This window comes from Aeromicrobium sp., from assembly GCF_014378035.1.
Lineage (GTDB): Bacteria > Actinomycetota > Actinomycetes > Propionibacteriales > Nocardioidaceae > Aeromicrobium.
This window is the reverse complement of the sequence record NZ_JACMOM010000010.1, coordinates 1-25998: the sequence shown is the minus strand read 5'-3', so window position 1 is coordinate 25998 and position 25998 is coordinate 1. Positions and strand designations below refer to the sequence as shown.

Genomic DNA, 25998 nt, shown 5'->3' with positions numbered 1-25998 from the left:
GGTCGCCGTGCACGCAGTCCAAGGATCGTTCGACGAGCTCGGCCGTCCCCTGTCCGACACGACGTTCTGCGTCGTCGACCTCGAGACCACCGGTGGGTCGGCGGCCAAGGGATCCAAGATCACCGAGTTCGGCGCAGTCAAGGTGCGGGGCGGCGAGGTCCTCGGGGAGTTCCAGACGCTCCTCAACCCCGACGAGGCCATCCCCGCCTTCATCACGGTGCTCACGGGCATCACCAACCAGATGGTCATCGACGCGCCCCGCATCGCCGAGGTGTTGCCGAGCTTTCTGGAGTTCGCCCGCGGGTGCGTGCTGGTGGCGCACAACGCACCCTTCGACATCGGTTTCCTCAAGCACTTCAGCCTCGAGCTCGACATCGTGTGGCCCAGCTTCGAGGTGCTTGACACAGCAGTCCTCGCACGGCGAATCCTGTCGCGTGAAGAGGTTCCCAACTGCAAGCTCTCCACGCTTGCCGCGCGGTTCTGCGCCACCACGACACCCAACCACCGTGCACTGTCCGACGCCCGGGCCACCGTCGACGTGCTGCACGCATTGTTCGAGCGCCTTGGCCCCCTGGGCGTCACGACGCTCGAGGAGGTGTCGACATACACCTCGAAGGTCAAGCCCGAGCAGCGTCGCAAGCGGCACCTCGCCGAACACCTGCCCGAGGCTCCCGGGGTCTATCTGTTCCGCGACGCCAACGATGCCATCCTCTACGTCGGCACCTCACGCAACCTGCGGTCTCGCACCCGCTCCTACTTCACCAAGGCCGAGACCCGCACCCGCATGGGTGAGATGGTCATGCTGGCCCAACGCATCGAGGGCATCGTGTGCGCCACCGCCCTCGAGGCGCAGGTGCGCGAGCTCCGTCTCATCGGCCGACACCGACCTCCCTACAACAGACGCTCGCGGTTCCCTGATCGTCTGAGCTGGCTCAAGCTCACCCGCGAGCCGTGGCCGCGGCTTTCCATCGTCCGCAAGATCCTCGACGACGACGCCGACTACATCGGCCCGTTCCGGGGTCGGGCGGCTGCCGAAGGTGCGCTCACTGCCCTGCACGACTCGTTCCGCATCCGGCAGTGCACGCCGCGGCTCGCGGCCAAGTCTCGTCGTCCTGCGTGCGCCCTCGCCGAGATGGGGCATTGCCTCTCCCCCTGCGACGGATCTGCCGACATCGCCGAGTATGCCGCCGAAGTCTCGCGCGTGCGCCGAGCCATGACCGCCGACCCTGAAGAGCTCGTCATCATCGTCCGCGCCCACATGCTCGACCTCGCACGTGCCGAACGTTTTGAGGACGCGGCGATCTGGCGCGACCGGCTCACAGGCTTTCTGCGGGCGGTGGTGCGCACCCAGCGGCTTCGCGAGCTCACCGGGACCGCCGAGCTCGTCGCCGCGATCCCTCACCCTGCGGGTTGGGAAATTCATGTTATCCGGTTCGGCCGGCTCGCCGCCGCCGGCATCCTGCCGCGCGGCGTCCATCCCTCCGGGTGGGTCGACGCGCTGCTCGCCACGGCCGAGACGGTCCAGCCCGGATTCGGACCCATCCCGGCGGCGACCGCCGAAGAGACAGAGACGCTCATCCGTTGGCTCGACTCGCCGGGCCTGCGCATGGTTCGCGGGTCGTGGCACGCCTCGCTCGAGGGTGGAGCCCGACACCTCACCCCGTTCGAGGATGCCAGCGCGTCATGGCACGAGCTCCAGCAGCCGGGTTAGGCTGCGGGCGTGATCACCGCCATCGTCTTCATCCATGCCGAGGTCTCACGGCTGTCCGAGATCGCCGAGCAAATCGCAGCCATTGCCGGCGTCAGCGAGGTCTACTCGGTCACGGGTGACCTCGACCTCCTCGCGATGGTGCGGGTGCGTCAGCACGATGACATCTCGCGCGTCGTCGCCGATCAGCTCAACAAGGTCGATGGGGTGCTGTCGACCCAGACCCAGATTGCGTTCCAGACCTTCAGCCAGCACGACCTGGAAGACGCCTTCAGCATCGGCCTCTGACCCCTCCCCCATGTCGCTCGCGAGTCACTCAGGACCACCGAGGAGTCATTCAGGACCACGGACTCCAGACCTCAGTGACTCGCGAGCGGTGTTGGGGTGGGGTTGGGTGTGGGTGGGTGCTCAGGTGAGGGTCTGGGTTGTTGCCGACCAGGTCTCGAGGACCTTGGTCGCCGCGCCGGAGTCGATGGACTCCCGCGCACGCTCGATACCCGACCGCAGCCGAGACTCCACGTCGCCACCAGATGCCTCGTAGGCCGCGATGCCCGCCCCCGCGTTGAGCAGCACCGCGATGCGTACCGACGAGTCCTCGCCACCGAGCACCCGCTCGAAGACCTTGGCGTTGAATGCTGCGTCGCCGCCGGTGAGGTCGGAGCCCGGCGAGTAGTCGAACCCGAACGCGCGCGGGTCGATCGACTCCCCGGACACGGTGCCGGTCCCCCCGTCGGAGACCCAGACCTGCGTGGTGGTCGTGGTGGTGATCTCGTCGAGGCCGTCGTCGCCGCGAAACACGAACGCGTCGGCGCCGCGCGCGGCAAGCACCCCGGCCATGATCGGGGCCATGCGAGCGTCGGCGACTCCGACAGCCATCGCCTCAGGACGCGCGGGATTGGTCAGCGGTCCGAGAAAGTTGAAGGTCGTTGCGATGCCCAGCTCGCGCCGAGGTACGGCGGCGAAGCGCAGCGACGAGTGGAACACCGGCGCGAAGCAGAACGTGATGCCTGCGGTCTCCAGCACCTCAACGAGCCTCGAGGGTGGGACGTCGAGCCGCACCCCGAGCTGCTCGAGCACATCGGCAGATCCACTGGAACTCGAGGCTGCGCGGTTGCCGTGCTTGACCACGGGGATGCCGGCCCCAGCGATCACGACCGCGGACATCGTCGAGATGTTGACGGTGCGTGCGCGGTCTCCCCCGGTGCCGACGATGTCGACGACCCGGCCGTCGACCTCCAGCGAAACAGCATGGCGGTACATCGAGTCGACGAGACCCTGCACCTCCGCCAAGGTCTCGCCCTTGCTTCGCAGGGCGACGGCGAAACCAGCGATCTGCGCGGGGGTGGCGTTGCCGGAAAGGATCTCTTCCATCGCCCACGACGTCGAGACGGTGTCGAGGTCCTGCCCGGCCACGAGTGCCGAGAGGACGTCGGGCCAGGTCAGCGACATGGCCCTCAGCCCGGTTGCAGCACGCCGCGTGCAAGGTCGATGACGACCTCGGCCAGGCGAATCGGTTCGATCGGGTGAGGCAACGCCGCCTCAGCCCGCGACCACGTGGCGAGCCACGCATCGCCCGGACGTCCGGTGAGGATGAGCACCGGGGGTGCCTGATAGATCTCGTCCTTCATCTGACGGGCAATGCCCATACCGCCTACCGGGACCGCCTCGCCATCGAGGATGACGAGGTCGACATCACCCTCGTCAAGGTGTTGAAAGACCACCGGCTCGGTGGCGCACTCGACATACTCGAACGCCGGAAGGTCGGGATGGGGCCGAGCTCCGAGCGCTGACAGAACGGCAGCGCGGACGTCACGATCGTCGCTGTAGACCAGGACACGTAGGGGCTTGTGCTCACTCACGAAGTGAATCGTACATAATGATCTTGTGGCGACTACATCCGTGATTCCTGCTTCCCGACTCCATGGCCAAGAAGGTCGCCCGTCGATGGTGACGGTTGGCACGATCGTGTGGCTCTCCAGCGAGCTGATGTTCTTCGCGGGGCTGTTCGCCGCCTACTTCACGGTCCGCAACATCTCCCCCGAGCTCTGGGCCAACGAGACGGTCAAGCTCAACATCCCGTTCGCGACCGCCAACACCACGATCTTGGTTCTTTCCTCCGTCACCTGTCAGTTCGGTGTGTTCGCTGCCGAGCGGGGCAAGCCCGGTCGCAGCGGCAAGCTGTTTCAGTTCAAGTTGTGGGGAATGCGTGAGTGGTTCGTCCTCACCTACCTCATGGGCGCGATATTCATCGGCGGCCAGGCCACCGAGTACGCCGCGCTCGTCCGGGAGAACGTCACGATCGCCAGCTCGCCCTATGGCAGCCTGTTCTACCTCGCCACCGGATTTCACGGCATCCACGTCGTCGGCGGTTTGATCGCCTTCCTGCTGGTCATCGGACGTACGTTTGCCGCGCGTAGGTTCACCCACGAGCAGGCGATCTCCGCGATCGTGGTCTCGTACTACTGGCACTTCGTCGATATCGTGTGGGTCGGCCTCTTCGCCACCGTCTACCTGATCCGCTGAGTCCTCACAGACCTCGGCGGTTCGCCGCACCCGCGGGTACACTTGAATCAGTTGTGAATAACTTTAGGAATGAGGCTCTCGGTGCGGAAACTGTCGACCAGACGCCGGCATCCACTTGCCGGCTTCGTCGTGCTCCTCATGGGACTTGTTGTTGCCGGAGGCCTCTACTCAGCGTTCGCGCCGAAGCCTGCTACCGCGGACGAGTCGTCCTCGCGCGACGTGGAAGCGGGGCGACAACTGTTCCTCGTTGGCTGCGCCAGCTGCCACGGCAAGAACGCCGAAGGCATTGTCACCAAGCGCGGGGGCAACTACGGACCGACGCTTGTGGGCGTCGGCGCTGCCTCGGTCGACTTCCAGGTCGGCACAGGTCGCATGCCCATGGCGCAGGCGGCCCCGCAGGCACCGCGCAAGGCTCCGGAGTACTCCCCCGCTGAGACGAGGCTGCTCGCGGCTTACATCGCTTCGCTGGCGCCCGGTCCGGCCATCCCGGACAGCACCTACACAGACATCTCGGGCAAGACGGTCGCTCAGATCAAACAGGGCGGAGAATTCTTCCGCACCAACTGCACCGCCTGCCACAACTCGGTCGGCGCAGGCGGCGCACTGCCCGGCGGCCGGTATGCCCCCAAGCTCACCGGCGTCAGCCCCAAGCACTTCGCCGAAGCCATGATCACCGGTCCCCAGCAGATGCCCGTCTTCTCCGATGACGTCATCACGCCAGAGGACAAGAGCAACATCATCGCCTACGTCAAGACGATCCAGAATCAGCCCGACTACGGCGGACTCGCAGGCGGCGGGCTCGGACCGGTCGTCGACGGCTTGTTCACCTGGATCATCGGCATCGGCGGGCTGATCATCGCCGCCATCTGGATCGGAGCACACGGAGCGAGAGTGAAGAAGAAATGAGCAATGAGGTTGATCTGACGGCCAGCGACGAGCCGATCAAGGATCCAGGACTCCCGGAGCACCAGTACCGGCCCACCGATACCGATCCGGCGCAGGAGAAGCGCGCCGAACGGCAGATCTCCGGGATGTTCGGCGCTGCCACCGTGCTCCTGCTGGTGTTCAGCGTGTCCTACTTCGTGATCGACAGCGACCAGACGTTCCTCGGCTGGTCAGCGTCCAACTTCGCGCTCGGCTCCACGCTCGGTGGCGCAATGCTGCTGATGGGCGTCGGCATCATCCAATGGGCCAAGAAGCTCATGGGTGACCACGAGATGATCGAGATGCGCCACCCGGCAGCGTCCTCGGCCGAGGACCGCGCCGAGGTGCTCCAAGATCTCAATGATGGCATCTCCGAGTCCGGTTTCGGTCGTCGCCCGATGATCCGCAACAGCCTGCTGGGTGCCGTCGGCGCCCTGGGGCTGCCGGCCATCGTGATGCTGGCCGACCTCGGGCCGACCCCCAAGGGCCAGCGCAATACGGTCTGGGCCAAGGGCATGAGGGTCGTCAACGACGTGTCAGGCATCCCGATCAAGCCCGCCGACCTTCAAGTCGGCCAGCTCGTGAACGCGCAGCCAGCGATCATGTACGAAAAGGGCGCCGACGGCGAGCCGGTCCTGCACGGCACCTCGCTCCTGCAGGCCAAGTCCAAGGGCGCCGTCATCATGGTCCGCATGCGTCCAGAAGACATCACCCCGTCCAAGGGTCGCGAAAACTGGGGCATCGACGGCATCCTGTGCTTCTCCAAGATCTGCACCCACGTCGGCTGTCCGATCAGCCTGTGGGAGCAGCAGACGCACCACCTGTTGTGCCCGTGCCACCAGTCGACGTTCGACCTCGGTAACAACGGCAAGCCGATCTTCGGCCCCGCCCACCGGCCTCTCCCCCAGATGCCGCTGGCACTCGACGCAGAGGGCTACATCATCGCGGTGAGTGACTTCCCTGAGATCGTCGGCCCGAGCTACCCACAACTCGCGCGGGACCAAAAGAAGTTGGACAATAAAGTATGAGCGTCGAGTACACCGACATCGAAAAGACACCACTAGGCAAGAAGGCCGCCGGCCCGGTCGAATGGCTGGATGACCGCCTCGGACTGGCCGGTCTGGCCAAGAAAAACCTCCGCAAGGTGTTCCCCGAGCACTGGTCGTTCATGCTGGGCGAGGTTGCTCTCTGGAGTTTCGTCGTCCTGCTGCTGACCGGCGTGTTCCTCACGTTCTGGTACCAGCCAAGCATGGGCGCGACGGTCTACAACGGTTCCTACACGCCACTCAACGGGCTCGAGATGTCCAACGCCTACGCGTCGACACTTCACATCTCGTTCGACATCCGCGGCGGCCTCCTCATGCGCCAGATCCACCACTGGGCTGCGGCGCTGTTCATGGCCGCCATGATCGCGCACATGCTGCGCGTGTTCTTCACGGGCGCCTACCGCAGGCCGCGCGAGATCAACTGGATCATCGGAGTCCTGCTGATGCTCCTCGGACTGATCGAGGGCTTCGCTGGCTACTCACTGCCCGATGATCTGTTGTCTGGCACCGGCCTGAGGTTCGTCGACGGTCTGCTTCGCTCGATCCCGCTGGTCGGCTCCTACCTCGAGTACTTCGTCTTCGGCGGCGAGTTTCCCGGCGACGTCATCATCCCGCGCCTCTACATGGCGCACATCCTGCTCATCCCGGCACTTCTGCTGGGGCTGATCGGCGCCCACATGCTGCTGCTCGTCTACCACAAGCACACGCAGTGGCCTGGCCCCGGACGGACCGAGAAGAACGTCGTCGGTTACCCGATGCTCCCGGTCTACGCGGCCAAGGCCGGCGGATTCTTCTTCGTCGTGTTCGGTTTCACCGCCCTCATGGGCGCGCTGCTGCAGATCAACCCGATCTGGTCGTACGGGCCGTACAACCCGTCCGAGGTGACAGCAGGTTCGCAGCCTGACTGGTACATGGGCTTTGTCGAGGGTGCGGTCCGCATCATGCCCAACTGGGAGAGCACGTTCTTCGGCTTCACCTGGAGCTGGAACGTCTTCATCCCTGCCGCCATGCTGCTGCCTCTGTTCTTTGGAGCTCTGGGAGCCTGGCCCTTCATCGAGCAGTGGATCACCGGCGACAAGCGTGAGCACCACCTGCTCGAGCGTCCGCGCAACGCCCCGGTGCGCACTGCACTCGGCGTCGCTGGCATCACGGCGTACGGTGTCCTGTGGATCGGTGGTGGCAACGACATCATCGCCACCAAGTTCCACCTCGACATCTACACGATCACGTGGTTCGTCCGCATCGGCCTGTTCGTCCTGCCAGTGCTGATGTTCATGGCCACCAAGCGCATCTGCATCGGCCTGCAGCGCAAGGATGCCAACACGATCCTGCACGGCTACGAGACAGGCGTCATCGAACGCTCGCCCGACGGTGGGTTCGCCGAGCGCCACGCTCCTTTGCCGGTGGGTGCCCAGTACACGCTCACCAGGCACGACAGGTTGCCCGCGCTCAAGGCCCCGGCTGAGGTCGACCACAACGGCGTCGCAGCGCCGCACGGCCGCATGGCGAAGCTCAAGGCCAAGGCAGCGCTGTTCTACTACGACGGGTCCATCGACAAGCCCACGTCGGAGGATGTCCAGCACGCCGAACAGCACCTCGGCGAGCACGAGGGTCACCCGGTCGAGCTCGGCGATGAGTTCCACGGAGTCTCCGAGACCGGTATCCCCCGCGTCCACTGAGCAGGGCATCGCGTCATCACCATCGAGGTCCACGGACCTCGATGGTGATGCGCTCCCCTCTCATGGGGCAGGTGGACGACGCTCAGCTGAGCGCCGAACCGCGCACCCACTCAGACCACGGGACGTTCCAGTCAGTCCAGCCGTTGCGGTCTTCGAGCTGACGAGATCCGTTGACGTAGCGGACGACATCTCCGCGACGTGAGTGCTGGAACAGCCACGCAGCATCGGCTGTGCTCATGCCGGTGCACCCGTGGCTGACATTGGCCGAGCCCTGGGCGCCCACGGACCACGGTGCAGCGTGCAAGAACTCACCCGAGTTGGTGACACGCATCGCCCAGCGGACATCCTTGATGTTGTAATAGCCCGGATCCTCGGAGTCGACGCCTGTGGTGGCGGCGTCCATGTCGATGGAGGAGAACTTCTCCATGATGACCTTGGTGCCCTCACGTGTCGCGTGGCCGCTGTCGCCCGTCGTCACAGGGATGGTCTTCCCGACCCTGCCGTCGACGGTGTACTTCAGCCGGTGCTTGGCGATGTTGACCACGCTGATGATCTCGCGGCCGACCTTGAAGTCAATGTCCTGGTCCTGCTGGCCGTAGACGCCACCGCCGGCCGGAAGCCCGTTGAGGCGTAACGACACGTTGACGCGGGCGTGTGCCGGCCAGAACGTTTGTGGCCGGAAGTGCACCTCACGGTCACTGAACCAGTCCCACGAGCCTCGGACGGCGGGAGTGGACTCAACCGTCATGTTGCGCTCGAACAGGGCACGGTTCTTGACCGGTACGTCGAAGGTCACGATGACCGGCATGCCTACCCCGACGGTCTCGCCTCTCAAGGGCGCGACCGACGGATAGGTCTGCTGGGCCAAGCTCAGCGCTTGCGTGGAGAACGTGCGGGAAAGCGTCTGCTCCTTGCCGTCGTCGCCACGACCGGTGACCGACAGCCGGTAGGTGGTACTCGGCTCGAGCCGATCGCCGGCGACCCACGAGCTGCCCGCGACGCTCCCTGCGATGGTGGTCTTGCCGTCAACAGTGGCGAGGCGGGCGGTGGAGATGATGCCGTGCGTGGCCGAAGCCGACACGATGGTCTTGACTTCGACACCATCAGCCTTGGGGGCGACGTTGGCCGTCAGGACGATCGAATCCTTCGGCGTCCCCTCGTCGGGCGTCACGACATCCCTGACAGCCCCCGCTGAGCAGGCGGACAGGACGACCAACGCGGCACAGGCCGCTACTGCGGAAAACCGTGGATCCCTCACCCCAATATTCTAGGTGACGGGGACAACGCTTTTTGCCTTACCCAGCGGTGCGGATGTGACGTGTGGGTGAAGTATCAGTGAGCGTGAATACCGCGGTAGTACTCGAAGATCCACCCGACGACCATCACGGCGCCGAGGCCGATGCCGATGATGAACAGCCACCAGCCGATGACAACACCCAGCACCACGACCGCAAGGGCCGCCGCGCAGAACAGCGGCCACCAGCTGTAGGGCGGGAAGAACCCCTGCTCGCCGGCCCCGTCCGCAATTTCGCCATCGCTTCGGTCCTCGGGACGCTCCGGAATCTGCTTGGCGACGACGCCGAGGTAGAACCCCAGGAGCGCGCAGAGCAGAAAGGTCATGACCAGAGCCGTGGTGCCGGTGGGATCGTAGCTGAGCACCCAGTACACGGGGGCGATCAGCGCGAAGAAGATGCCGACCGACAAGATGGTCCAGGTTTCAGCCTTCATGGGTCACTCGCCGTCCTTGGCGTCGTTGATGGCTTCGCCCCTACCGCTGACGTCCGGTGCATCGGCGAAGATCGAGCGCTCACCCGGGTTGTGCGCGAGCTCGAGTGCGGCGATCTCGGGGTGATGCAGATCGAAGGCGGGGCTTTCGGAACGGATGCGCGGCAGCGAGGTGAAGTTGTGCCGCGGCGGGGGCGACGACGTGGCCCACTCGAGGGAACGTCCCCAGCCCCACGGGTCGTCGAGCCCCACGAGAGGCGACCTGCGCGACTTCCACACGTTGTAGAAGAACGGCAGGGTCGACGCGCCGAGCAGGAAGGCGCCGATCGAGGAGATCTCGTTGAGGGTCGTGAACCCATCGGTCGATGAGTAGTCAGCGTAGCGTCGCGGCATTCCCTCGACACCCAGCCAGTGCTGGACGAGGAAGGTCAGGTGGAACCCGATGAACAACAGCCAGAAGTGAATCTTGCCGAGCTTCTCATCGAGCATCCGACCGGTGAGCTTGGGCCACCAGTAGTAGAAGCCAGCAAACATCGCGAACACCACGGTGCCGAACACGACGTAGTGGAAGTGCGCGACGACGAAGTAGCTGTCGGAGAGCTGGAAGTCGAGGGTCGGCGACGCCAGGATGACTCCGGTGAGACCACCGAAGAGGAACGTCACAAGAAAACCGAGCGCAAAGATCAGAGGAGTGTCGAAGGACAGAGATCCTCCCCACAACGTGCCGATCCAGTTGAAGAACTTCACCCCGGTGGGAACCGCGATGAGGAATGTCATGAAGGAGAAGAAGGCAAGGTCGACCGAGCCGGTCACGAACATGTGGTGCGCCCAGACCGCGACCGACAGGGCCGCGATCATCAATGTCGCGCCGACAAGCCCCACGTAGCCGAAGATCGGCTTGCGGCTGAAGACCGGCAGGATCTCGGTGACGATGCCGAAGAACGGCAGAGCGATGATGTAGACCTCGGGGTGGCCGAAGAACCAGAACAGGTGCTGCCAGAGGATCGGGCCACCGTTGGCTGGATCGAACACGTGCGCACCCAGCCGCCTGTCGGCCTCAAGCGCCAGCAGCGCCGCAGCGAAGATCGGGAACGCGATCAGCACGAGCATGCTGGTCACAAGAGTGTTCCAGACGAAGATCGGCATGCGGAACATCGTCATGCCGGGCGCACGCATGGTGAAGATCGTGGTGACGAAGTTGACAGCACCCAGGATCGTGCCGAGCCCCGACATCCAGAGGCCCATGACCCACAGGTCACCGCCGACTCCTGGCGAGTTGACGGAATCGCTCAGGGGCGCGTACGCGAACCAACCGAAGGCCGCCGCTCCGCCGGGAACGAAGAATCCGGACACGACGATGGTGCTGCCGAAGAGGTAGAGCCAGTAGCTGAACATGTTGAGCCGCGGGAACGCCACGTCGGGCGCGCCGATCTGCAGCGGCATGATCGCGTTGGCGAAGCCGAAGAACAGCGGTGTCGCGAACATCAGCAGCATGATCGTGCCGTGCATCGTGAACAGCTGGTTGTAGGTCTCGTCGTCGACGATCTGCGTACCGGGCTGGGCCAGCTCAGCGCGGATCAGCAGCGCCAGCACACCACCGATGATGAAGAAGGCGAAGGACGTGACGAGGTACATGTTGCCGATGACCTTGTGATCGGTCGTCGTGATGACCGTGACCACCTTCTGACCGAGCGTGCGCTCACGCGTCGCCTCCCGGGGGGTCTCGAATGCTGCTGTCGTCGTGGCCATCACTTACCGCCTCCATTGCCCTGCGTGCCTGCGACGTCGCCGGCCTTGCCGAGCCCGGCGATCTTGTCTGCCTCGTCCGCGCCCTTGGGTGTACCGATCTGACCCGCGTTCTTGAGCTTGGTCAGATGTGCGTCGTACTCATCTCGTGCGACAACGTGAACCTTGAAGATCATCCGCGAGTGGTAGAGACCGCACAACTCGGCACAGCGACCCGTGAACACGCCCTCACGCGACGGTGACAGATCAAAGGTGTTGACCTTGCCGGGCACGACGTCCATCTTGAAGTAGAACTCCGGGACCCAGAAGGAATGGATGACGTCGGGTGACTTCAGGTTGAAGCGCACTGACTCCCCCACCGGCAACCACAGCTCGGCCGGGTCCTGCGGCGTGCCAGAGTCGAAGACGTCGGTTCCGGCGGTGGCCTTCTCCTTCGTGTAGCTGAAGGCCCATTGCCACTTGCTGCCGACGACCTGGACGACGTGGTCAGGGCTCTTGACCTTGGCAAGCATGTCGTTCTGTGAGGTGACGGTGTGAAAGAAGAAGACAGCCACGATGATGACGGGTGCGAACGTGTAGAGCGCCTCGAGCGGCAGGTTGTAGCGGATCTGCGCGGGGATCTCATCATCGCTGCGCCGACGGTAGCGAACCATGGCGTAGACGATGAGCCCGAACACCAGAAGGAAGATCACCAGCACGGCGATCCAGGCGCCGAGCCAGAGCTCCCACATCGTCTGCGAACGATCGCTGCCCGCGACCGGGAGCGCCAACCGCTTGACGTCGGAGTTGTCGACCGGGGAGCACCCGCTCAGAGCCACGACAGCGATGGCGAGAACTGCCAACTTCAACCGACCCACGGGGCGCCTTTCTAAACCATGACTGGCACGTGATGACACAACTTCACCTTACTTCAGTAGCTCGGCGCAGGTGCGGTGAGGGCGACCTGTTCTGAGTGCGTGGCAGGAGGACATGAATCACACCAAGGTGAGCGCGGCGTCCACCTCGTCCTGCGCCTTCTCGCCGTAAGCCGTACCGAGCCGCTTGAGGAAGCCCACGCGGTCGAGCTCGTACTCCTGGGTGCCCTTGGTCTCGACGACGCTGGCCGCGACGGTGCAACCGATCTGGGCCGATCGCTCGAAGTCGAGTCCGGCAGCAATCCCAGCGAGGAAACCGGCTCGGAAACTGTCGCCGACACCCGTCGGGTCGACGGCCACGACACCTTCGATTGCCCCCACCTCGATGGGCTCGCCGTCAGCGGGAAACACCGTGACGCCATCCTTGCCGCGGGTGACGATCTGTGTGCCCACGCGTGAGCGCACGTCGGCGGCGGACCAGCCGGTCTTCTGCTGGATCAGGGCGGACTCGTAGTCGTTGCTGAACAGGTAGGTCGCGCCGTCGATGAGCTCGCTGATCACGTCACCCTCGGCCCAGGCCAGCTGCTGAGACGGGTCTGCCGCGAACGGGATTCCCTTGTCGCGGCAGGTGCGCGTGTGGCGCAGCATGCCCTCGGGATCGTCCGGCCCGATCAGCACAAGATCGAAGCCGGAGCCGGCTGCGAGGAGATCGATGTCGCGAGCCTCGGACATCGCACCGGCGTAGAACGTGGCGATCTGCGCCATGGTGCTATCGGTGGTGCAGACGAAACGCGCCGTGTGCTGCGTCTCCGAGACGAGCACGCCGGACGTGTCGACGCCTGCACTGTCGAGCCATGCGCGGTACTCGACGTCGAAGTCCTGGCCCACTGCTCCGACCAGGAGGGCGCGGTGACCGAGCTTGGCCAGCGCGAAGGCGATGTTGGCTGCACACCCCCCGCGCCGCACGTCGAGGTCATCGACAAGGAAGGACAGCGAGATCTTGTCGAGCTGATCCAGCACGAGTGAATCGGAGAACTTGCCCGGGAATGTCATGAGGTGATCGGTGGCGATCGAACCGGTGATGGCGAGGTGCACTCAGACAGAATAGACAACGGCCTCCCGCTTTGCAGGAGGCCGGTCCGTCAAACGCGTATCAGTGGAAGGAATCACCGCAGGCGCAGGAGCCTGTCGCCATCGGGTTGTCGATGGTGAAACCCTGCTTCCCGATGGTGTCGACGAAATCGATCGTCGCCCCACCGAGATAGGGAAGGCTCATGCGATCGACCACGACGCTCACGCCGCCGAACTCGAACGTCTGGTCGCCGTCGAGCGCCCGCTCATCGAAGAAGAGCTGGTAGCGAAGGCCCGAGCAACCGCCGGGCTGCACAGCGATACGCAGGGAGAGATCGTCGCGCCCTTCCTGCGCCAGCAGGCTCTGGACCTTGCCGGCCGCGCCTTCGCTGAGGAGGATGCCATCGGCGGGCGTCGTCTCGACGGTGGTCTGCTCGGTCTCGACTGTCATGTGTTCTCCCAGTGTCTGGTCTGGCTGTCTGGTGCACGAAGTAGATGGTGCGTATCGGTTGGCACTGCCCTGGACCATGGTTCTGAACTGTAACCCTGGACGATGCCATCGTCACCGATCAACATGCTCCGGGACGATTCCATTCCATGGTACGCGGTCACTCGTGAGAGTCGGGCGACCATGTTCGTGCGACACGCTCGGCGAGCGTCGCGAGGCTCGCGAAGGCATCGCTCAGCGACGCCTCGATGCCGACCACGTCGGCCACCGCATAGGCACTCTCGACCCCCATCGCCCGCATCTCGCGGGATCCGACGCTGACCTGGCCGGCCAGGACGATGCAGGGCCGGGCGGCGGCCGCGGCTACCGACGCGACGCCGTAAACGGCCTTGCCGGCGCGCGATGAGAAGTCGTAGGTGCCCTCCCCCGTGATGACGAGGTCGTGGCTCGCCGCCTGCGTCGTGAGACCGACCGCGTCGGCAACCAGGTCGATACCGGACACGACCCTGCCGCCAAGGAGCATCAGAGCGAAGCCGAGGCCGCCGGCCGCCCCTGCTCCCTTGGCGTCGGCGACGCGGCGGTCCGGCGGGGTGGGTCCGCAGGCGGCGACGACAAAGCGGTCGAGCACGCCGTCGACCGTGAGGATTTCATCCTCGGTCAGGCCCTTCTGCGGCCCAAATGTCTTGGTCGCGCCGAACATTCCGAGCAGCGCGAGGTCGACGTCGGCTGCAATCACGACGTCGATGCCGTCGAGACGGTCGCGAGCGGCGGCGAGGTCGACGGCGGTGACGCCGCGGAGTCCGTGGGGACCGGCATCCAGGCGAACGTCAGCAGTTGCCCCGAGGGCCGCGAGCATGCCGGCGCCGGCGTCGTTCGTCGCGCTGCCGCCCAGGCCGACCACGATGCGCCGGGCCCCCGCCGCAAGCGCCGCGTCGATGGCCTGACCGACCCCGAAGCTCGAAGCGTTCATCGGGTCTGGTGGGTCGGCGAGGTGCAGCCCGCACGCCTGAGCGCTCTCGATGTAGGCCGTGCCACCTTCATGCAGGATCGTGATCGGCACCTCCGCCCCGGCTGGGCCTCGCACCGTGACCACGGCGAGGTCGCCCCCCCGGCCTTCGTGGAGGACGTCGACGAAACCGGGCCCGCCGTCGGCCATGGCCGCCTGGGTCAGCTCATCGTCCGGAGCGTGCCTGTGCCATCCCTCGATGATCGCCCGGGCCGCTTCCGGCGCCGTCAGCGTGCCCCCAAACGCATCGGGTGCCACAAGGATCTTCATCGGCTCACGAGCGTGCAGATCAGGTGGCGAGCGACTGCTCGGCGGCGGCCACGAGCACACAGGTGGCGAGCACGTCGATCGCCACGGTGAGCTCGTCGAGGGAGGGGTAGGTCGGTGCTATGCGGATGTTGCGGTCGCGCGGGTCGTCGCCGTACGGGAACGCCGCACCAGCCGGGGTCATGGCGACACCGGCCTCGCCAGCCAGCTCGATGACTCTGGACGCAGTGCCGTCGACCACGTCGAGGCTGACGAAGTAACCGCCGCTCGGCTCGGTCCAGGTGGCAACGTCGTGGGAGCCGAGTCGATCGCGCAGGACAGTGGCGACAGCGTCGAACTTGGGCGCCAGGATCGCGCGATGGCGGTCCATCAGGGCGTGAACGCCGTCAACGTCCTTCAGGAAGCGCGCATGCCGCAGGTGGTTGACCTTGTCGGGGCCGATGGTGCGTTTGCCGAGGTGACGCAGGTACCACTTGATGTTGTCGGTCGAACCTCCCAGGAAGCACACGCCCGACCCCGCCAGCGTGATCTTGGACGTCGACGCGAAGATGACCGGCCGGTCGGGGTGGCCGGACGCCACGCAGAGGCCAAGGATGTCAGCGGTCTTGGTGTGCTGGTCGGTGAGGTGGTGCACGGCGTAGGCGTTGTCCCAGAGGATGCGGAAGTCAGGGGCGGCGGTCTCGAGGGCGGCCAGCTCGGCCGCGACTGCCTCGCTGACGACCGATCCGGTGGGGTTGCCATAGGTCGGGACCAGCCACATGCCCTTGACCTCGGGATCTTTGACGAGCTCGCGTACTGCCGCGACGTCAGGTCCGTCGTCGTGCATCGCGACAGGGATCATCTCGATGCCGTACTCCTCGAGCAGCGCGAAGTGACGGTCGTAGCCGGGAACGGGGCAGATGAACTTGACGGCGTCCTCCTGGCCCCACGGACGCTCGGAGCCGGGAACGCCATGGAAGAGCGCGAACACCAGGTTGTCGTGCATCATCGCGAGACTCGCGTTGCCGCCCGCCACGACCTGATCGGCCGGCACCTGCATGATCTCGGCGAAGATCGCGCGCAGCTCGGGAAGACCGTTGAGCCCGCCGTAGTTGCGGGTGTCGGTGCCGCGTGAATCGATGAAGTCGTCACCGGGTAGGCCCAGCAGGTCTGTCGACAGGTCAAGCTGCTCCGGTGACGGCTTTCCTCGGGTGAGGTCGAGCGTAAGACCCGCATTCTGCAGATGGCGGTACGCCGCAGTCTGCTCATCGAGAAGGGTCTGCATCTGGTCACGGGAGAGGGCGTCGAACGTCACACGCTCAATCTATCGCGACGAGACCGTCAACCGAGACCAGGCGCTCCCCAGATGGCGAGCCAGCGGTTGAGATCGGGCTCCACCGGGACATCCTCCCCGACGATCCCCCGCACCTGCAGCTCAAGCGCGTTGTCGCGGCGTTCACCCTCGAGCGGGGCGAACGGATAGAAGGTGCCACGTTTGTAGAGGTAGACGAGTGCCAGCGGCTTGCCGTCGGTCGCGGTCAGGCCGATCGTCGAGCACAGCAGGGTGGCGCCGAAGCCGGCGTCGACGAGCGAGCTGTTGACCGCATGGAGATCGGTCACCAGGCCGGAGACGTCGGCATCCGTACGAGTCACGGTGAACCAGTGGAATCCGAATCGGTCGTCGCTACGGCTCACCGTCGCACCGGCCGTGGTGGTGATGAGCTTCTCCGCGTCGGCGAGCACCGAGTCGTCGGCACCACCCTCCACGTCCCTGAAGCACACCGAGCCCGAGCCCGTGAGGGTGAATCCGCCGACCTGGAGCGAGATTGCTGCCTGCGGGACGGCGAAGAGAACGTCGAGGTCGGCCTCCGGGGGCTTGCTGCGCCCGAGGATCGAGTCGAAGATGCCCATCACTGCTCGGACAACTCGGCGCTGACCGCCGCCAGTTGGTCGAGGCGCTGCTGGAGCGGCGGGTGCGTCGAGAACAGGGCGCCGATCGACTCACGGTTGATGGCCGGCGCAAAGAAGAAGGCGCTGATCGCCTGGCCCTCACGCAGATCTTTGTTCGGGATGCGCGCCATGTCGCCGGAGATCTTGACCAGAGCCGAGGAGAGCTTCGACGGGCGTCCCGTCAGATAGGCGCCGCTGCGGTCGGCACTGAGCTCGCGGTAGCGCGAGAGCGAGCGGGTCAGGACGAAGCTGACGGCGTAGACCACCATGCTCACCACGAACACGGCGAAGAAGGCCACACCGCTGTTGCGGTTGTTGCGACCGCCGAACATGCTGCTGGCGTAGATGCCCCACCGCGTGATGAAGCCCGCAATGAGCCCTAGCGACGATGCGACGGTCATCACCGTGACGTCGCGGTTGGCGACGTGGGAGAGCTCGTGAGCCAGCACTCCCTCGAGCTCGTCGGCGTCGAGCCTCTGCATGATGCCTGTCGTGACGCACACGGCAGAGTGCTTCGGGGTGCGTCCGGTGGCGAAGGCGTTGGGCATGTCGGTGACGGCGACGGCCACGCGCGGCTTGGGCATGTCGGCGAGGGCGCAGAGGCGGTCGATCATCGCGTGAAGATCTGGCGCCTGCTCGGGGGTGACCACCTTGGCGCTCATGGACTTGAGGGCGAGCGTGTCCGAGAAGTACCACTGGCCCCACGCCATGACGAGGACGATGACCAGACCGATCGCGCCGAGCCCGAGCCCTTGGTAGAGGAACACGCCGAAGGCGACGTAGAGCGCTCCGAGTCCGAACCCGACGCCGCCCATGCGCAACGTCAGGCCACGATCACCTTTGAACCGGGTCCGGGCCATGGTCGTCCTTCCTGTCGGGTTGCGCCGTCGTGTCGGGATGCGCGGTGATCGCCTCGAGCTGACGGTCGACCTCAGCACCGTTGAGAGCGACGTCGAAACGCCGGCTCGTCGCCTCGTCGGCGGTCTCACCGGGCTTGCTGATGACACCCTCGTTGACGAGCTCGTCGACCGCGTCCGCCGTGGACTCGAGCTCGCGGGTGCGCCGCTCGGCCGACTCCATGGCCTGACCGACGTCGCTCACCGAGGAGCTGATGCCGCTCGTCGCGCTGTTGATCTCCGCCCGGGCAGCGGCGGCAGTGTGTCGAGCCGAGAGGGTGTCCTTGCGGACACGAAAGTTCTCCACGTCCTGCTCGATGCGCAACGCCGACATCTGCAACTTTTCTTCCTCCCCCTTCAGATCGGAGTGCCGCTGCTGGAGATCGGCGGCAGCCTTCTCGAGGGTGACCTTTCGCGTGAGCACGGTGCGCGCCTCGTCATCGTTGCCTCGGGCCACGGCCTGGCGCGCGTCGTCGTCGAGCTGTGTGGTCTGCGCGGTGAGCGAAGCGAGCTGGAGCTCGACACGCTTGCGGCTCGTCACCACGTCGGCCACACCCCGACGAACCTGCTGGAGCAAAGCGGTCTGGGTGCGGTAGGTCTCGTCGAGCCGGTCCTTGAGTGCGCCAGCATCGTCGCCCCGGGAGCGCCACGAGGTGAAGATCTTGACCATGCGCTTCCCGATGCTCATGACCTCAAGCGTACGGGTAGGGTGACGCGGGTGGTAGACGAGACAGAGGCTGGCAAGGGCCGCGCAACGCCCAGCCGCAAACAGGCCGAGGCCGCCCGCAAGAAGCAGATGAAGGTGCCCGTCTCGCGCAAGGATCAGGCGAAGCGAGAACGCGTCGTCCGCGAGACTGTGCGCGAGAAGCAGCGCGAGGCGCTCAAGACCGGCGACGACAAGTACCTGCCCGCCCGTGAGCAGGGTCCGGTGCGCAAGTTCTGCCGCGACTACGTCGACCGCCGCTGGAACTTCGCCGAGTTCCTGCTGCCGTTCCTGCTGGTCATTGTCGTGCTCGGATTCGTCGGCGCCAACCAGCCGTGGTCCGTCACGGCGACCTTCGTCGCCTACCCCTTCGTCATCGTCGGCACGATCGTCGACGAGTTCGTGCTCGTGCGTGGGTTGCGCCGCCAGCTCGCGGCACGCTTCAAGGCCGATGAGATTCGCGGCTCGGTCGGGTACTCGGTGCTCCGCAGCACCCAGCTTCGCCGGTTCAGGCTGCCGAAGCCGCAGGTCAAGCGTGGCGAAGCGCTGGCCGAGCGCTACTGACGCGGGCCGTCCTGCCCGCGCGTCAGCTGTTCTCGGCGTGCAGGGACATCGGTCCGTAGACTTCGGTGTCGCCGTCGAACAGCCGTACCTGGTCGATGCCGTCCTCCACCAGCTGCCCGAACGTCTCACCGACCCATGACTCCGCGTCGCCGCGGCTCTCAAACACCTCTGAGCGACCGACCTCGTCGCCGATCGCGGTCTCGAATTTCCAGGTCCAGGTCATGCTCAAGCCTCCTTCGTCGACGGAACGACAAACGGTGGTTTCGTCACCGTGAACGCCTCGGACCGACCTCTGACGTCGACAACAACCGTCGCGCCATCTTCGACCGACCGATCGAGGAGCGCAAGCGCAATGCCCTGACGCAGGGTCGGTGAGAACGTTCCGGAGGTGACCTCACCCAGCTCTGCGCCGTCGTCTCCGAGAACGCGCATGCCGGGACGCGGGATGCCTCGGCCCTGTGCGAGCAGCCCTCGCAGGGTGCGCACTGTCTTCTCCTCGCGCTGACGAGTCAGGGCGGCCTTGCCCCAGAAGGCCGGCTTGTCCCAACCGACGGCCCACCCCGTCCTGGCCATGACCGGGCTGATCTCAGCCGACAGCTCGTGCCCGTGCAAGGCATAACCCATCTCGGTGCGAAGCGTGTCGCGCGCGCCGAGGCCGCAGGCTCGGAGCCCGAACGGCTCACCGGCGATCATGACCGCGTCCCAGACGTCGACCGCGAAGGCTGACGGGACGACGAGCTCGTAGCCCCGCTCCCCCGTGTAGCCGGTGCGGCACACCGTGATGTGATGACCGGCGACGGTGCTGTCGGCAAAGGACATGTACTCGTGGTCGACCGGCAGGCCGAGTGACTGCAGCACCTCGTCGCTCAGCGGACCCTGCACGGCGAGCACGGCGTAGTCGCGGTGCAGGTCCGTGACCTCGATGCCGTCCGGCGCGGCGGCACGGAGCAGCGCGACGACAGCGGCGCAGTTGGCGGCATTGGGGATGAGGAAGACTTCGAAGTCGCTACGGAGGTACGCGATGATGTCGTCGACCGTGCCGCCCTCCGCGTCGCAGCAGAGGGTGTACTGCGCCTTGCCGTGCTCGATGCGACCGAGATCGTTGGTCAAGCACGAGTTGACGAAATCGGCGGCGCCCGATCCCCGCACGAGGGCCTTGCCGAGGTGGCTCACGTCGAAGATGCCGACGGCCTCGCGGACCGCCTTGTGCTCGGCAAGGACACCCCCGCCGGCGTACTCCAGCGGCATGTCCCAACCACCGAACTCCGCGAGCTTCGCACCCAGTGCGACATGACGGTCGTGAATGGGCGAATGAAGCAGATCCATGCCAGCCAACCTAGAGCAGGGTCGCGCACGCCCGAGCCGCGACCTTAGAGTGACAGACATGCTCTCAGTCAGCCTCAGCACATCCAAGCCGACCACAGCCCGCGCCGATGTACTCATCCTCGGGATCCGCAACGACGACGACAAGGGTGATCACGCCGCGACGCTCGACCTCCTCGGCTTCACCGGCGAGAAGGGCCAGACCGTCATGTTCCCGTCAGGCGGGTCGGACAAGGCGCCGGTGGTCGTGGCCGTCGCGCTGCCGTCGGAACCCACCGCTGAGGACCTTCGCCGCGCCGCTGCCCGCGGTGTGCGTGCTGCCCACACCGCCACGAGCCTCGCCGTCGACCTGCATCCGGCCGGTGTCGACGAGGTCGAGGCGATCGCGGAAGGGCTGGCGCTGGGCGCCTACCGCTTCGACACCTTCAAGTCGGCCAAGAAGGGCGCTGACAAGAAGCCGGTGCTCAAGACCGCTGTGATCCTTAGCCCATTTGCACGGCAGAGCACCGCCACCCGGGCCCTCGAGCGTGCTGCGACAGTCGCCACCGCTGTCAACACGGCCCGCGACTGGGTCAACACACCGCCCGGCGACCTCCGGCCCGCCGACTTCGCCGACGCCATCACGGCGCACGCGGGCACCGACGTCAAGGTCTCGGTCTGGGACGAGAAGCGTCTTGCCAAGGAGAAGTGCGGCGGCATCCTCGGCGTCGGCCGTGGCTCAGACAGCCCCCCGCGGCTCGTGACCCTGACCTATGAGCCTGCCGGTGCTGTCGCGCACCTTGCCCTCGTCGGCAAGGGCATCACCTTCGACTCGGGCGGCCTCTCGATCAAGCCCGGCGCCTCGATGCAGACCATGAAGCTCGACATGGCCGGAGCCGCCGCGGTGGTCGCTGCCACCGTCGCCATCGCCAAGCTCGGTCTCCCGATTCGCATCACCGCTTACGCGTGCATCGCCGAGAACATGCCGAGCGGCGGCGCGACCCGTCCCGGCGACGTGTTGCACATGCGCAGTGGCGCGACCGTCGAGGTGCACAACACCGATGCCGAGGGCCGGCTGGTCCTCGCCGACGGTCTGTCGCTCGCCGTTGACGCCAAGCCCGACCACATCGTCGACGTCGCCACCCTGACGGGCGCCTGCGTCGTCGCTCTGGGCCAGCACACCAGCGGCATCCTCGGCAACGACGAGGCCTTCGGTGACACAGTCCTCGCTGCATCGAAGGCTGCCGGCGAGTCGATGTGGCCGCTGCCGATCACTGAGGAGATGAAGGGCGTCGTCACGTCGTCGAGCATCGCCGACCTGCGCCAGCACAACCCCAAGCCGTACGGCGGAACCCTCTTCGCGGCAGCGTTCCTCCGGGAGTTCGTCAACGAGATTCCGTGGGCCCACCTCGACATCGCCGGGCCGTCGTTCAACGAGGGGTCCGCCTTCGACTACACGCCGGTCGGCGGCACAGGCACCGGCGTCCGCACGCTCGTCAGGCTCGCGACGGAGCTGGCCGAGGCTCGATGATCGAGCCCGGCACCGCCCGCACGCTCTCCCGACTTCTCGCTTCTGAGCAGTCAGCGCGCCGGGTGCCGTCCGTGACGGCCGCCATCGTGCGGAGCGGCGCGGTGGTGTGGTCGGGCGCGGCGGGGACGCTCGACGGCCGAGCCGGCGGTGAGCCCGCGACGACCGACACCCAGTACCGCATCGGGTCGATCACGAAAACATTCGTCGCCGTGGAGATCATGCGGCTGCGCGACGAGGGTCGACTCTCGCTGGGCGACACGATCGGCGTCCACCTGCCCGCGGTGCCGTTCGGCCACGTGACGGTGGCACAGCTCATGACCCACACGTCGGGGCTGCAGGCCGAGACCGACGGTCAGTGGTGGGAGCGGACCCCCGGCGTGTCCTGGTCCGCGCTCCTGGCCTCGACTCCCGCACTGAGGCTCACCCCCGGTACCCGGTTCCACTACTCCAACGTCGGCTTCGCCGTGCTCGGTGAGCTCGTGGCGCGCCTGCGCGGGGTGCCATGGCACGAGGCGGTGCGCACCGGGCTGATCGAGCCCCTCGGCATGAGCCGGACCACGTCGCGGCCGGTCGGTCTCGCTGCGCCGGGGCTCGCGGTGCACCCGTTCGCCGACCTCGTCCACGTCGAGCCCGAGCACGACGCCGGCGCCATGGCGCCGGCCGGTCAGCTGTGGTCGACCAGCCACGATCTCGCGACGTGGGCGGCGTTCCTGGCCGGGGCCACCCATGGCGTCCTGGCCCCGTCGACCCTCACCGAGATGCTCAGACCCGTCGCCATCAACGACGTTCCAGGCAATGCGTGGGGCGGGGCTCATGCTCTCGGCTGGCAGATGTGGAATGTGGCGGGTGCTCGATTCGCCGGCCACGGAGGGTCGATGCCGGGCTTTCTGGCCGGGCTGAGGGTCAACCTTTCGAGCGGAGACGGTGCCGTCGTCATGGCCAACGCGACGAGCGGCATCGGGCCGCTCGAGGCGAACCTCCTCGACGTCTTCTCCAAGGCTGAGCCGGTCGTGCCCAAGCCCTGGACGGCGGACGCGTCGCAGGCAGTCGACCTGGACCTGGTCGGTGACTGGTTCTGGGGCACCTACCGCTTCACCGTCGCAGCTGGCCGCGATCACGAGCTACGTCTCGGCACCCCCGGCGAGGGCCGCGGCGCGGTGTTCCGCCGCGACGGCGACGGCTGGATCGGTGTGGGCGGCTACTACTCCGGCGAGCCCCTTGAGGCAGAGCGTGACGCAAAAGGGCTCCCGCTGCGCCTCGTCCTCGCCTCGTTCGTGTTCACCCGCACGCCCTACGAGACCGATGCCGACATTCCGGGTGGCCTCCACCCCGACAGCTGGCACTGACCATCCCCAAGTCCGCAAGCCCTGGTCCCCAAGGTGTGGCGGCTGGGGCACCTTTTCTCCTGGACCCGACGCCAGAAGCGTGCTTCAGCCGGCGCACGTTGGGAGCGACGGGTTAGTCGGGGAGGCCCAGGACGCGCGCGGCGTCCCCGACGGTGTCCCACTTCTCGCGGGCGCCGCCCAAGCGGTCGGGGTGTGCCTGTGAGCGGGCCCGGCGATAAAGACGCATGAGGTCGTCGTCGGACGGATTGGTCGGCAACGGGTCGGCACCGGCGACTGACTCGAGGGTCATGATCGCCTTCAGCTCGCGTGGGGACGAACGACCCACGGACGACGACGGCGCGGAAGCCGACGACGGCCGCGAGGACGTGCCGCCCGTGGCCGATCCCCTCGCCTTGCGCAGGTCGTACTCGCGCTTGCGCGCCGGGATGCCGACAAGATTCGAGTCGTACACGGGGATCTGCAGCTTCTTGCGGGCAAAATCGTGCGCGGCCTGGGCCGAGGCGACGCGCCGACGGATCGACTCACCGTCGGAGGCCACGAGCAACAGGGTCGTCTGGGTCACAGACGTCTTGGGCTCGATGAACGCCTCCACACCCTGACGCGACCCGGCGAACTGGCGCAACGCGTCGAGATCGGCGCGGCTCGCATCACGGTCGGACACCACGGCACCGCCGTCTGTCCTGGCCTTGCGGCTCCCGAAGATTCCCATCCCACAATTGTGCCTGATGATCGGTTGTGAACGCGTCACCCCGGTGGCACGCTCCGGTTCAGGAGTGACAAGATGATGAGAAGAGACATCCCTGGGAGGAAACCGTGGCGGACGGCGCCGGCAACAACTTCGACATCGTGATTCTCGGCGGCGGCAGTGGCGGATACGCCTGCGCGCTGCGAGCAGCTCATCTCGGCATGACTGTGGCTCTGGTGGAGAAGGACAAGCTCGGAGGCACCTGCCTGCACTACGGCTGCATCCCGACCAAGGCTTTGCTGCACGCGGCCGAGGTGGCCGACACCGCCCGAGAAGGCGAGCAGTTCGGCATCCGGTCGACATTCGACGGGGTCGAGATGAGCGGCGTCAACGCCTATAAGGACGACGTGGTCGCCCGGATGTACAAAGGCCTGCAGGGCCTCATCAAGGCCGGCGGCATCACCGTGGTCGAGGGTGAGGGCAAGCTCGTCTCCAAGGACACCGTCGAGGTCGGCGGAGAGCGCTACACCGGCACCAACGTCGTGCTGGCCAGCGGTTCGTACGCCCGGACGCTCCCCGGTCTGGAAATCGGCGGCCGAGTCATCACCTCCTACGAGGCGCTGACCATGAGCGAAGTGCCCGAGCGCGTCGTCATCATCGGCGGCAGCGTCATCGGGGTCGAGTTCGCGTCGGTCTGGAAGTCATTCGGCGCCGACGTCACCATCATCGAGGGACTCCCCACCCTCGTCCCGCTGGAGGATCCGGCCCTGAGCAAGCAGCTCGAGCGGGCGTTCCGCAAGCGCAAGATCAACTTCAAGACCGGGGTCAAGTTCGAGTCCGTCAAGCAGACCGACGACGGCGTCACCGTGACCCTCGAGAACGGCGACACGATCGACACCGACCTGGTCCTCGTGGCCGTCGGACGCGGCGCCAACTCTGCCGGCATGGGCTACGAGGAGGCCGGCATCACGGTCGACCGTGGCTGGGTGCCGACGGACGAGCGTCTGCGCACCAACGTCGACGGCGTGTTCGCCGTCGGTGACCTCGTGCCCGGCCTGCAGCTCGCCCACCGCGGTTTCGCCCACGGCATCTTCGTGGCCGAGGAGATCGCGGGCCTGCAGCCCCAGCCGGTCATCGATTCAGGCATCCCGCGGGTCACCTACTGCGAGCCCGAGATTGCTTCGGTCGGCATCACCGAGCCCCAAGCCCGCGAGAAGTACGGCGACGACAACGTCGAGGTCCTGGAGTACAACCTCGGCGGCAACGGCAAGGCCCAGATCCTCAAGACGGCGGGCACCGTGAAGCTCGTCCGCGAGAAGGGCGGCCCCATCGTCGGCGTCCACATGATCGGCTCCCGCTTCGGCGAGCAGGTCGGTGAGGCCTCGTTGATCGTCAACTGGGAGGCCTATCCCGAGGACGTTGCGCAGCTGCTGCACGCGCATCCCACGGAGAACGAAGCACTCGGCGAGGCCGCAATGGCCCTCGCCGGCAAACCACTTCACTCGCACGCCTGACACCGAGAACCTGAGGACATCATGGCTACGTCTGTCACCCTTCCCGCTCTCGGCGAAAGCGTCACCGAGGGCACCGTCACCCAGTGGCTCAAGCAGGTCGGCGACACCGTCGCAGTCGATGAACCGCTGCTCGAGATCTCCACCGACAAGGTCGACACCGAAATCCCTTCGCCGGTCGCCGGCACCCTGCTGGAGATCAAGGCCGCCGAGGACGAGACCGTCGAGATCGGCGCCGTGCTGGCCGTCATCGGCGAGGCTGGCGAGACCACCGACGAGTCCGCGGTCGCACCGGTGTCCGATGAGAACCTGCAGGAAGAGAAGACGGGCGACGCGGCCGCTGCTCCCGAGACCGCGACAGCTGCCCCCGACGCTCCGGCCGAGAACGCTCCAGCCAAGGAGCCGATCGCCGAGGAAGCCGCGCAGGAACGTGCTCCTGCCGCCGCCGGGAGCGCCGAGGCCGAGCAGGCCGCCGCCGAGAACGCACCCGCACCGCAGGCCGCGACCGCGCCATCAGCCGGCGGGACCGCTGTC

Annotated in this window: 27 protein-coding genes; 11 read left to right on the top strand and 16 right to left on the bottom strand. The window is 66.3% G+C overall.

Going from position 1 to position 25998, the window contains the following annotated elements:
- Positions 1–7: 7 nt before the first annotated feature.
- Positions 8–1711 carry a DEDD exonuclease domain-containing protein gene (locus tag H7290_RS00625; RefSeq protein ID WP_290512080.1) on the top strand — a complete coding sequence of 568 codons (1704 nt, stop codon included), beginning with the start codon at positions 8–10 and terminating at the stop codon, positions 1709–1711.
- A gap of 9 nt (positions 1712–1720) precedes the next feature.
- On the top strand, positions 1721–1996 hold the full coding sequence (locus H7290_RS00620) for an Lrp/AsnC ligand binding domain-containing protein (RefSeq protein WP_290512079.1): 276 nt from the start codon (positions 1721–1723) through the stop codon (positions 1994–1996).
- A gap of 120 nt (positions 1997–2116) precedes the next feature.
- Here H7290_RS00620 and trpD read toward each other — a convergent pair whose 3' ends face one another.
- Both trpD and H7290_RS00610 read right to left on the bottom strand, forming a co-directional pair.
- A complete protein-coding gene (trpD, locus tag H7290_RS00615; RefSeq protein WP_290512078.1) occupies positions 2117–3157 on the bottom strand; it encodes an anthranilate phosphoribosyltransferase in 1041 nt (346 codons plus the stop codon).
- Positions 3158–3162: 5 nt separating this feature from the next.
- Complete coding sequence (locus H7290_RS00610; RefSeq protein ID WP_290512077.1) at positions 3163–3567, bottom strand: hypothetical protein; 405 nt, start codon at positions 3565–3567, stop codon at positions 3163–3165.
- An 85-nt stretch (positions 3568–3652) separates the two neighbouring features.
- On the opposite strand from H7290_RS00610, the gene H7290_RS00605 reads away from it, so the two are divergent.
- The 4 genes from H7290_RS00605 to H7290_RS00590 all read left to right on the top strand — a co-directional run bounded on the left by H7290_RS00605 (position 3653) and on the right by H7290_RS00590 (position 7880).
- On the top strand, positions 3653–4231 hold the full coding sequence (locus tag H7290_RS00605) for a heme-copper oxidase subunit III (protein ID WP_290512076.1): 579 nt from the start codon (positions 3653–3655) through the stop codon (positions 4229–4231).
- An 81-nt stretch (positions 4232–4312) separates the two neighbouring features.
- On the top strand, positions 4313–5137 hold the full coding sequence (locus tag H7290_RS00600; protein ID WP_366927581.1) for a cytochrome c: 825 nt from the start codon (positions 4313–4315) through the stop codon (positions 5135–5137).
- Complete coding sequence (locus H7290_RS00595) at positions 5134–6183, top strand: ubiquinol-cytochrome c reductase iron-sulfur subunit (RefSeq protein WP_290512074.1); 1050 nt, start codon at positions 5134–5136, stop codon at positions 6181–6183. Before H7290_RS00600 ends, H7290_RS00595 begins: the two co-directional genes overlap by 4 nt.
- Positions 6180–7880: a cytochrome bc complex cytochrome b subunit gene (locus H7290_RS00590; RefSeq protein WP_290512073.1), complete on the top strand. Its 1701-nt coding sequence runs from the start codon at positions 6180–6182 to the stop codon at positions 7878–7880. Before H7290_RS00595 ends, H7290_RS00590 begins: the two co-directional genes overlap by 4 nt.
- 82 nt (positions 7881–7962) lie before the next feature.
- On the opposite strand, the gene H7290_RS00585 is transcribed toward H7290_RS00590, so the two are convergent.
- The 11 genes from H7290_RS00585 to H7290_RS00535 form a co-directional block, all read right to left on the bottom strand.
- The gene (locus tag H7290_RS00585; protein WP_290512072.1) at positions 7963–9138 is read right to left on the bottom strand and encodes an Ig-like domain-containing protein; all 1176 of its coding nucleotides are present in this window, start codon (positions 9136–9138) and stop codon (positions 7963–7965) included.
- Positions 9139–9212: 74 nt separating this feature from the next.
- Positions 9213–9608 (bottom strand): cytochrome c oxidase subunit 4, encoded by a 396-nt coding sequence (locus H7290_RS00580; protein WP_290512071.1) that lies wholly within the window; start codon positions 9606–9608, stop codon positions 9213–9215.
- A 3-nt stretch (positions 9609–9611) separates the two neighbouring features.
- Positions 9612–11354, bottom strand: coding sequence for a cytochrome c oxidase subunit I (ctaD, locus tag H7290_RS00575; RefSeq protein ID WP_290512070.1), 1743 nt, complete (start codon positions 11352–11354; stop codon positions 9612–9614).
- The gene (gene coxB, locus H7290_RS00570) at positions 11354–12199 is read right to left on the bottom strand and encodes a cytochrome c oxidase subunit II (protein ID WP_290512069.1); all 846 of its coding nucleotides are present in this window, start codon (positions 12197–12199) and stop codon (positions 11354–11356) included. The genes ctaD and coxB overlap by 1 nt, the downstream gene beginning before the upstream one ends.
- Positions 12200–12325: 126 nt before the next feature.
- A complete protein-coding gene (locus H7290_RS00565) occupies positions 12326–13300 on the bottom strand; it encodes a carbohydrate kinase family protein (RefSeq protein ID WP_290512068.1) in 975 nt (324 codons plus the stop codon).
- A gap of 58 nt (positions 13301–13358) precedes the next feature.
- Positions 13359–13727, bottom strand: coding sequence for an iron-sulfur cluster assembly accessory protein (locus tag H7290_RS00560; protein WP_290512067.1), 369 nt, complete (start codon positions 13725–13727; stop codon positions 13359–13361).
- Positions 13728–13884: 157 nt separating this feature from the next.
- Positions 13885–15000, bottom strand: coding sequence for a glycerate kinase (locus tag H7290_RS00555; RefSeq protein WP_290512066.1), 1116 nt, complete (start codon positions 14998–15000; stop codon positions 13885–13887).
- 19 nt (positions 15001–15019) lie between these two features.
- Complete coding sequence (locus tag H7290_RS00550; protein ID WP_290512065.1) at positions 15020–16291, bottom strand: aminotransferase; 1272 nt, start codon at positions 16289–16291, stop codon at positions 15020–15022.
- 26 nt (positions 16292–16317) lie between these two features.
- Positions 16318–16887, bottom strand: coding sequence for a hypothetical protein (locus tag H7290_RS00545; RefSeq protein ID WP_290512064.1), 570 nt, complete (start codon positions 16885–16887; stop codon positions 16318–16320).
- The gene (htpX, locus tag H7290_RS00540; protein WP_290512063.1) at positions 16887–17786 is read right to left on the bottom strand and encodes a zinc metalloprotease HtpX; all 900 of its coding nucleotides are present in this window, start codon (positions 17784–17786) and stop codon (positions 16887–16889) included. The genes H7290_RS00545 and htpX overlap by 1 nt, the downstream gene beginning before the upstream one ends.
- On the bottom strand, positions 17761–18510 hold the full coding sequence (locus tag H7290_RS00535; RefSeq protein ID WP_290512062.1) for a PspA/IM30 family protein: 750 nt from the start codon (positions 18508–18510) through the stop codon (positions 17761–17763). Before H7290_RS00535 ends, htpX begins: the two co-directional genes overlap by 26 nt.
- 30 nt (positions 18511–18540) lie before the next feature.
- Between H7290_RS00535 and H7290_RS00530 the strand changes: the two genes are divergently transcribed.
- Positions 18541–19089 (top strand): DUF3043 domain-containing protein, encoded by a 549-nt coding sequence (locus H7290_RS00530; protein WP_290512061.1) that lies wholly within the window; start codon positions 18541–18543, stop codon positions 19087–19089.
- A 22-nt stretch (positions 19090–19111) separates the two neighbouring features.
- Here H7290_RS00530 and H7290_RS00525 read toward each other — a convergent pair whose 3' ends face one another.
- Both H7290_RS00525 and gcvT read right to left on the bottom strand, forming a co-directional pair.
- Positions 19112–19312 (bottom strand): hypothetical protein, encoded by a 201-nt coding sequence (locus H7290_RS00525; protein WP_290512060.1) that lies wholly within the window; start codon positions 19310–19312, stop codon positions 19112–19114.
- A gap of 2 nt (positions 19313–19314) precedes the next feature.
- Positions 19315–20415 (bottom strand): glycine cleavage system aminomethyltransferase GcvT, encoded by a 1101-nt coding sequence (gene gcvT, locus H7290_RS00520; RefSeq protein WP_290512059.1) that lies wholly within the window; start codon positions 20413–20415, stop codon positions 19315–19317.
- Positions 20416–20473: 58 nt separating this feature from the next.
- Between gcvT and H7290_RS00515 the strand changes: the two genes are divergently transcribed.
- Positions 20474–21922, top strand: a complete 1449-nt coding sequence (locus H7290_RS00515) for a leucyl aminopeptidase (protein ID WP_290512058.1) — start codon at positions 20474–20476, stop codon at positions 21920–21922.
- Positions 21919–23268: a serine hydrolase gene (locus H7290_RS00510; RefSeq protein WP_290512057.1), complete on the top strand. Its 1350-nt coding sequence runs from the start codon at positions 21919–21921 to the stop codon at positions 23266–23268. Before H7290_RS00515 ends, H7290_RS00510 begins: the two co-directional genes overlap by 4 nt.
- Before the next feature lie 112 nt (positions 23269–23380).
- On the opposite strand, the gene H7290_RS00505 is transcribed toward H7290_RS00510, so the two are convergent.
- On the bottom strand, positions 23381–23977 hold the full coding sequence (locus tag H7290_RS00505; protein WP_290512056.1) for a hypothetical protein: 597 nt from the start codon (positions 23975–23977) through the stop codon (positions 23381–23383).
- A gap of 104 nt (positions 23978–24081) precedes the next feature.
- On the opposite strand from H7290_RS00505, the gene lpdA reads away from it, so the two are divergent.
- Together lpdA and H7290_RS00495 are read left to right on the top strand one after the other, a co-directional pair.
- Positions 24082–25467: a dihydrolipoyl dehydrogenase gene (gene lpdA, locus H7290_RS00500; protein WP_290512055.1), complete on the top strand. Its 1386-nt coding sequence runs from the start codon at positions 24082–24084 to the stop codon at positions 25465–25467.
- Between the two features lie 21 nt (positions 25468–25488).
- The coding region (locus H7290_RS00495; protein ID WP_290512054.1) for a biotin/lipoyl-containing protein at positions 25489–25998 on the top strand (510 nt) is incomplete at its 3' end.